Here is a 7,408-nt window from a genome sequence, read left to right as displayed (position 1 = left end):
CTGGCGGGCGAAGTACCCGAAGCCCAAGGGCAAGGGTTCCGGGGCAACGATCGATGCATCGGGCAAGTTGCCGTCGGGAGAAACGTTTGGTGACTTTTCGAGCTTTAAAGCGGTCTTGCGAGCGAGCCGGCGCGACCAATTCACTCGCAGCCTGATCGAGAAACTGCTCACCTACGCGACGGGCCGTCAGATGGAAGTCACAGACCGCTTCGCGATCGACGACCTGGCAGCGCGAGTCCAGGCAGACAAGGAGGCCGGGCTACGAACGATCGTGATCGAGGTCCTGACCAGCGAGATCTTCCGGTCACGCTAGGGCTTGATCAGAGGGTAGGAAGATTTTTGGGGTAGGAAGATTGATCCGCGCAGGGGGCGTATGGGACACATGCGTCGTCTTCGTCCCCTACGTCTTATTCGTCCCATCGACGTCATGAAACGCGATACCCTTCGGCAAGTCGATTGAACCAACCGAACCCGGTGTCGCGATTCATCGATCGCGGTTCACGCCGCGGCGGCGATCGCTTGGGGTTGGGCGAGGGCGACGATGGTGATCCCGTGTTGCTTTGCCAGGCGGAAGGTTTCTTCACGCTCGACCAGGATCGTTTTGTCGGCTTCGATCACGATCGCGGTGCCGCCGTTTTCGGCCACGCGGGTGACCGTTTGGGGACCGATCGTGGGGACGTCAAATCGCATGTCCTGATTCGGCTTGCTGACTTTGACCAATGTCCATCCGCCGCGGCGGCACAGCGTCCCGGTTCGCGCGATGCACTCGTCGGTCCCCTCGACCGCTTCGACCGCCAGGACCGTGCCGTCTTTGATGGTGATCGATTGGCCGATGTCCATGCCGCCCATCTGCTTGGCGACTTGCCAACCGAACTCAGCGTCGCGCGTTTGTTTTTGTGTCAGGGGTGTTCCGATCAAATGGCCTTGGTCCACGAGCAGCTCCGGGGCAAAGTCGGTGGCGGGGCAGATGTTCAACGAATGTCTTGCGTAGGTGTTGGTGACGGCCAACAGCAAACTGTCGTCGCGTGAATCGGGGCGGTTGCCCAGCAGGCAAGGACCGAAGGTTCGAATCGCGGTCCAGTCGGGGCAATGCTTGATCCAGACGCTGCCTTGAAACAGCAACTCGGATTTAAACAGTTTGCCGGCCATCGTCACTTGGCGAATGCCGTGGCGTCGAAAGTATCGAATGTGCGCACCGATCTTTCCGACGCCGGACCATTTTACATGGTCGCAGATCGACTCCAGATCCGTGGACGCGTGGTCGGTGATCGCGATGCAGCAGACGCGTCGACCGCTGGCGATCACATGCTCGGCGACTTCGACGGGGAAACTGCCCCAGCCGGCGATCAGTCCGATCGGCGGCTGGTCTTGGTGATTTGACGAAGGTGAAAAGCCGGGCAAGACCTTGCGAATCAAGTCTCGCCCGTATCCACGACGCTGGATCATGCCGCTCGCCCCACACCAGAGTGACCCGAATCGGTTTCTCCCTCGGCAAGCTGCTCGGTCATCGCGTCGAGTCGCTTTCGCAATGTTCTCAGCTCGCGACGCATCTCGGGCAACTTGCGTTCGATCGCAAAGATTTGCATCTGGTCGCGCTGCGGCATCGCCGGCGATCCCAGATAGACCTGATGTCCCTGGCAATCATCCATCACGCCGGCCTTGGCGCCCACGATCGTGTGGTCGCCCAAGGTGATGTGGTCTTTCAGTCCGACTTGGCCGGCCAGGATCACGTAGTCGCCGGTGCGACAGGAACCCGCGATGCCGACTTGGCTGCAGATCAGGTTGTGTCGACCGATCTGGCAGTTGTGGGCGATCATCACCTGGTTGTCGATTTTGGTTCCTTCACCAATTCGCGTCGCACCGTAGCTGCCACGGTCGATCGTCACGCCGGCTCCGACGTCGACATCCGAGTCGATGCGAACATAACCGAGTTGCGCCGACGGCAGGTGGCGACCATTCTTTTGCCGGTAGCCAAATCCTTGAGCCCCGATGACCGTTCCGGCATGCAAGACCACACGGTCACCCAGCGACGAGTATTCGTAGAGAGTGACGCCGGGGTACAGCACACAGTCGTCTCCGATGGTGCATCCGGGCATGATGACCACGTTCGGCATCACCAGCGTTCGCTCACCGATCGTCACATTCGCACAAATCGTTGCCGTGGGATGAATCTTGGCCGAATTGGCGATCGCCGCGGATGAATCGACGCCCACACCGGGAAGTGATACCGGGATCGGGGGACGGAACTGGGAAACCACGGTCACGAAGGCCGCGCGGGGATCGGCGACGATGATTTGGGGGCGTGGGTCTGAATCAATTCGTTCGGCACAGAGGACCGCCATGGCCTTGGACGACGCCAAATTCGCCGACGGGTGCTGGCCGACCAGCATGGTGATTTCGCTCGACGTCGACTGATCCGGCGGGTTGGCACCGCTGCAAATCAACGTCCCGTCACCGTGGAGCGTCCCGCCAACCATCTGGGCTATGTCATCAAGTCGGATTCCCACGGCGAAGTCCTTTTCGCTGAGTTGTTCATGGATTCGGACGACCCGAACCCTCCATTCTCCCCGGTATACCGCCAGGGCGCGGATGACTGCAAGACAAAGTCGGCGGATCCCCTGGGGCAGATCGTCACCCCGATTGGTGGTGGTGTGTCCCCTTCTGAGATCCGGTGCCGTCGAATTGACGCCGCTTCGCCATCGCGGTGTGGCCGGCTTTGCGGCAATAAACACCGTGATTTCTGCGTCGCGTGCGATCTTCGCGACGACTCGGCACGCGCAATGCACGGCGTGGTGGTAATCAAGAACACTCATCGCGGAGAGCTTCAAGTGAATCGAATCGTCAGCAACTGGACGGCTGCGTTTGCCGGTCTTTTTTTCGTCTTCCTCGCGCCGCGCGGGGTCGAGGCTGGGGGCAACACGCCGATTTACGCCGCGGCCAGCGATTACCGTGACGCGGTGCGTGACTTTGAACGGGTCGTGTTGCGGACGCCCAAGATTCGCAGCAGCGTCGAGCGGCTGGTCGATGATTTGGAAGACAGCACCAGCGATTTGAAATCGGCGGCCCGCGATCCGGCGCGTTTCGATCGGCTGATCGGTCGGTTCGTCACGACCGATGCCTTGCATGCGCGGGTGGAGTTGACGTTCTTCGGCGATCCTCTTTATCCGCCCGAGCCGCATCTGGAAGAGAGTTGGCTGGCGGTCTATGAAGCCTACGGGCGGTTGGTTTACGAGATTCGCTACCTGCAACAGCTACGCAGTGCCAAGCGTGGGCGTCCGGTGGCGATCATCGACCATCGATTTGATCAACAGCCGCGATCGGTATGGGGACCCGCTATCGGGGCTCCGGTTTCCGCCGATCCCTACGCGACGCGGCCGCGTGGCGTTGGAGACATTGGGCCAACGGTTCGCGGACCGTCGGCGATACCGGGTGGTGCGCAGTTGCAGCGTTCGGCCAGGACATCGCCGCCGACACGGCGGATCATTACGACGCCGGACGAGCTTCGTTCGGCGATTTTCGGCGCGCTGTTGCAACGCCAGCGTTAACGGGGCACAGGTCGACGCGATCGGCCAACGAGAATCCTGAATGACCAGGTCAATGATTTGCCTGGCAACGCGGTGCGGGTTGATGAATTTTTTCTCCTTTTTTCAAAAGCCCCCCACTTGGGACTCGACTTGGGTTTCCTCATTTACTAGCCTTGTGGAGGGTGCTGAGCACAGCTCGCACCAAGCGTCTGGGATATTTTGCCCCAATGTCCCAGGCGCGTTTTTTATGCGCCGAACTGACGGTGATTCAGGTTGCACGGCCGGTCCGCTTTCGTTTGCCGCGCGGACATTCTTGACGGCTCTTTGACGGCCTGTCGATTGAGTCGATCTTCCCAATGCAACGCGATCCCATCAGGGGTGACGCGTTTGCGACGGGCGCCGCGTGGCCCCTTGCTTGCTTGCGCATGCGGGCTTCGATCGACAGGCCGTGGATGCGACGGGGTGAACGCGATGACGCCGCCACGCGTTTGAAAAAAAGAAATTGAAAATCGCCAAAATCGGTGGCGGGAACCACGCGGTTCTGTTGATCCACTGTGAGCCTGTCCAGCGATACAGACTCGGGACCAGATCGTCCGAATGATTTGGGGGGCTACTCGTGGTTTGGAGGGGCAAGCTGGGCAGGTGTTTTTTGCACAGTTGCAGTTTCTTGCACAGGTGCAGGCGCGGTTGTGACGGGGCATTCTTACTGATGTAGTAAGTAGTTCATGACCGCGCTTGCCCGGTGCAAGGTTGGTTGGTGTAGGGATTGCCCGCTGCAGTTTTGCGGTGCAATGTTTTCCGCTGCAAGACTCGCCCACGGCAATGGGGGAGTAACGGTTGAGTTTGGGGCGTTGGCGGTTATGGTTTGATAATCCGTTCCGCGATCAACACCCAACAACAGATCAAGTCGTGAGTCCAGCGTCCCCCGATCCGATCGAGTTCACTCCGACCGACAAGTCACTTGTCGTGATGGTGAGGGATGGCGACGAGGATGCTGCCGAAGCGTTGTATGATCGTTACGCGCGACGGGTCTTCGGGCTGGTGCGTTCCAAACTCGGGGCGCGTTTGAGCGCGATGACCGAGCCGGAAGACATCGTGCAGTCGGTGTTCAAGAGCATGTTTCGCGGGATGCAGTCGGGCAACTATGACGCGCCTCCGGGAACGACGCTTTGGAATTTGTTGGCGGTGATTGCCGTCCGAAAGCTCAGCAACAAGGCCAGCCATCATTCAGCCAAACGTCGCGACGCGAGTCGCAACGTGCCCTTGGACGCGGAGCTTGATGGGCTGGGGTCGGCGATCGACATGGCTTCGGCCGAGTTTCTTCAGGTTTGCATTCAAGAGTCGCTCGAGTTGCTTCGTCCGCTGCACCGCAAGATCCTGTCGTTGCGGATCCAGGGTCACAGTATTGACGAGATTCGCGACCTGACCGGCAGGAGTCGCCGCACGGTCGAGCGGAGTCTGCAGAAGAGTCGTGAGTTGTTGGCCGAATCGCTGTTGGATGAATCGTAGCGCCGTCCGCCGCCGGCGACGATGATCGCATCCCGGCGACACCTGGACTACTGCATTCAGGTTTCCGTACCGGTGAGGTTTCAGTGCCGGCGAGGGGTGGGCGATCCGAATTCCCTTTTACACGCGGCATCTTTTTTTGCTAATTCTGTGGCGGGGTTCCTGTCCCTTCGCTGCTCTTCATTGCAACGATTCAATCGGTCGTAACATGACGGACGATTCCAACCTTTGACACGCCTAGGTTCAGAACCGGATGATCAATCGAGGCACTTTCGATCGACTTGAAGACGCGATCGATCAATTTGAGGAAACGTGGTCACTGCAGTCGCAATCCAAAATCGAAGAGCTGCTCGCGGCCTATGGCCTGAGCGACGATGAGGAAGCGATTGTCGAATTGATTCGCATCGACATCGAACTGCGCTATGAGCGTGGTCTGTCGATCGAGCTTGGGGAGTATTTGGATCGGTTCACGATCTTGCAAGACCGTCCAAAACGCGTCGCCGAAATCGCGTTCGAGGATTATCGCTCGCGTGCGGCCAAGGGGCACCCCGTTTCGGTGATGCGTTGGCGGGGGCTGCCGGGGGTCAACCGGGAGCACTGGTTCCAGGAACTGATGCGGGAGACGTCGGTTCACCAAACGCACACACGCACCGCCAAGTTGCGTTCCGACCCGTCGCCCGATGCGACGTTTGAATTTGCGTTGGCCGAAGCCGGGTTTCATCTGGTCCAGAAGATCGGGGAGGGCGCCTTTAGCCGCGTCTACCTGGCGACTCAAGTGGATCTGGCCGACCGGTTTGTGGTGTTGAAGATCGTGACCGAGACGCTGGCCGAGCCGGAGTACATGGCGTTGCTCCAACACACCAACATCGTCCCGATCTACTCCTTCCATCAAATCCTGTCTCGATCGGTGATCTGCATGCCCTATGCCGGTCGCGTGACGCTGCATGACTTTTTGAAGGACAAGACCGACGTTTCCCAGCGCGGCGGCCAAAGTCTGATCCGGACGGTGCGGGAGCGAATTGGCAAAACCACCATTCTTAGCGAGGACGGATCCGGCGGTGCGGCCGACGCCCAGCCGGCGCCCCTGGTTCCCGCCGCCGAGGACAAGGCCGGAACTCGACCGTTGGAAGCGTTTCGCACGTTGGACTGCGAGGCATTGGCGATCTGCTTGTTTCAACGGCTTGCCGGCGCATTGGCTCATGCCCATGCCCGCGGCGTGTTGCACAACGATCTCAAACCGAGCAACGTGCTGATTCGCAACGACGGTGAACCGGCGCTGTTGGATTTCAATCTTTCCCAAACCTTGGGGCAACAAAACCTGCGACACGCCGGCGGCACCCTGCCGTACATGTCGCCGGAAACCTATCGCGCGATGATGGGACAGCAGACCCAGCCCGGCTTGGCGTCGGACGTCTATGGTCTGGGCGTGATGCTGTTTGAATTTGTCACCGGTCGATTGCCCCATCCGACCCCCGCGTCGATTGCATCGATCGATTTGGACGCCGCGATCGAAGCCCGACGCGCGCAACCGGACTGGCGAGCCGGCGACGGCGTCCGACCGGGGTTGAAGAGCATCGTCAACCGATGTCTGCAATTTGAACCAGATCAGCGGTATGCCAGCGCCGACGATTTGCAAGTCGATTTGCAGCGTGAACAAGAAAACCTGGCACTGCTTCACACGGCCGAACCTAAGTCATGGAAGGTCAAGAAGTGGACGCGGCGACACCCCCGCGCGATCGCGTCGGGACTGGTCGCGGCCGTCTTGCTCGCGATCCTCGTGCCCCTTTCCTACATGACGGTGGTTTCGCTCCAAGACAATCGCTCGCTGCGGTCACAGGCCGCCTTTGAGCAGTTTTCGGAGGAATCGGCTGAGTTCCTGTCCACGTTGATGGCCGATCCGAACCGCCAGAAAGAGTCGAACGTCAGCCGGGGCGTGGCGATGCTGGAAAAGCACAACGCCTTGGACCGAAAGAAGCTGCAGAGCTGGGTATCGAAGCTCGATCAACAGCAGCAACAACTCGCCCGTGAAACGCTGTTCCGGCACATCGCGCACATCGCGATTCTGGAGATACAGCGTCTCGACCAGTTGCGAATTTCCGACCCTGAGGCATCCACCGACTTCGCACGTTTGGATCGTCTGATCGAAGCAGCCAAGGCGGTGGAAGACGGTAAGCCGAGCCGGGCGAGTTTGTTCCTGGAAGCCGAGCGGGTTCGATTGGCCGGCAACGACGAGCGATACCAGGTGTTGCAGAAGATTGCCGAGGACACGCCGGCCCGAGCCGATTCGCAGCTGTATCTGGAAGCGGTGCGGTTGCTGGCCGGCTACGATCACCAGGGCGCCAGCGACTTGCTGGCCGCACTGGCAGATCGGAACAGTG

Annotated in this window: 6 protein-coding genes; 4 read left to right on the top strand and 2 right to left on the bottom strand. The window is 59.9% G+C overall.

Going from position 1 to position 7,408, the window contains the following annotated elements; genetic code table 11:
- Nucleotides 1–313, top strand: a 313-nt coding sequence (locus ABX749_RS15210; RefSeq protein WP_372896718.1) for a DUF1585 domain-containing protein, incomplete at its 5' end; no start/stop codon positions are given.
- 185 nt (nt 314–498) lie between these two features.
- Here the strand turns inward: ABX749_RS15210 and ABX749_RS15205 are convergent.
- Both ABX749_RS15205 and lpxD read right to left on the bottom strand, forming a co-directional pair.
- A complete protein-coding gene (locus ABX749_RS15205; RefSeq protein ID WP_372896717.1) occupies nt 499–1,446 on the bottom strand; it encodes an LpxI family protein in 948 nt (315 codons plus the stop codon).
- Nucleotides 1,443–2,813 carry a UDP-3-O-(3-hydroxymyristoyl)glucosamine N-acyltransferase gene (gene lpxD, locus ABX749_RS15200; RefSeq protein WP_372896716.1) on the bottom strand — a complete coding sequence of 457 codons (1,371 nt, stop codon included), beginning with the start codon at nt 2,811–2,813 and terminating at the stop codon, nt 1,443–1,445. The genes ABX749_RS15205 and lpxD overlap by 4 nt, the downstream gene beginning before the upstream one ends.
- A 15-nt stretch (nt 2,814–2,828) precedes the next feature.
- Between lpxD and ABX749_RS15195 the strand changes: the two genes are divergently transcribed.
- From ABX749_RS15195 to ABX749_RS15185, 3 genes are all read left to right on the top strand, one after another.
- Nucleotides 2,829–3,545 carry a hypothetical protein gene (locus tag ABX749_RS15195; RefSeq protein ID WP_372896715.1) on the top strand — a complete coding sequence of 239 codons (717 nt, stop codon included), beginning with the start codon at nt 2,829–2,831 and terminating at the stop codon, nt 3,543–3,545.
- 888 nt (nt 3,546–4,433) lie between these two features.
- Complete coding sequence (locus tag ABX749_RS15190; protein WP_372896714.1) at nt 4,434–5,033, top strand: RNA polymerase sigma factor; 600 nt, start codon at nt 4,434–4,436, stop codon at nt 5,031–5,033.
- 250 nt (nt 5,034–5,283) lie between these two features.
- Nucleotides 5,284–7,408, top strand: a 2,125-nt coding sequence (locus ABX749_RS15185) for a serine/threonine-protein kinase (RefSeq protein WP_372896713.1), incomplete at its 3' end; no start/stop codon positions are given.

This window comes from Stieleria sp. (genome assembly GCF_041595215.1).
Taxonomy (GTDB): Bacteria; Planctomycetota; Planctomycetia; order Pirellulales; family Pirellulaceae; genus Stieleria; species Stieleria magnilauensis.
This window is presented reverse-complemented; position numbering and strand designations above follow the sequence as displayed.

Coding starts and splice junctions, on each gene's coding strand:
- ABX749_RS15205 (WP_372896717.1), bottom strand. CDS start 1,446: ATGATCCAGCGTCGTGGATACGGGCGAGACTTGATTCGCAAGGTCTTG.
- lpxD (WP_372896716.1), bottom strand. CDS start 2,813: ATGAGTGTTCTTGATTACCACCACGCCGTGCATTGCGCGTGCCGAGTC.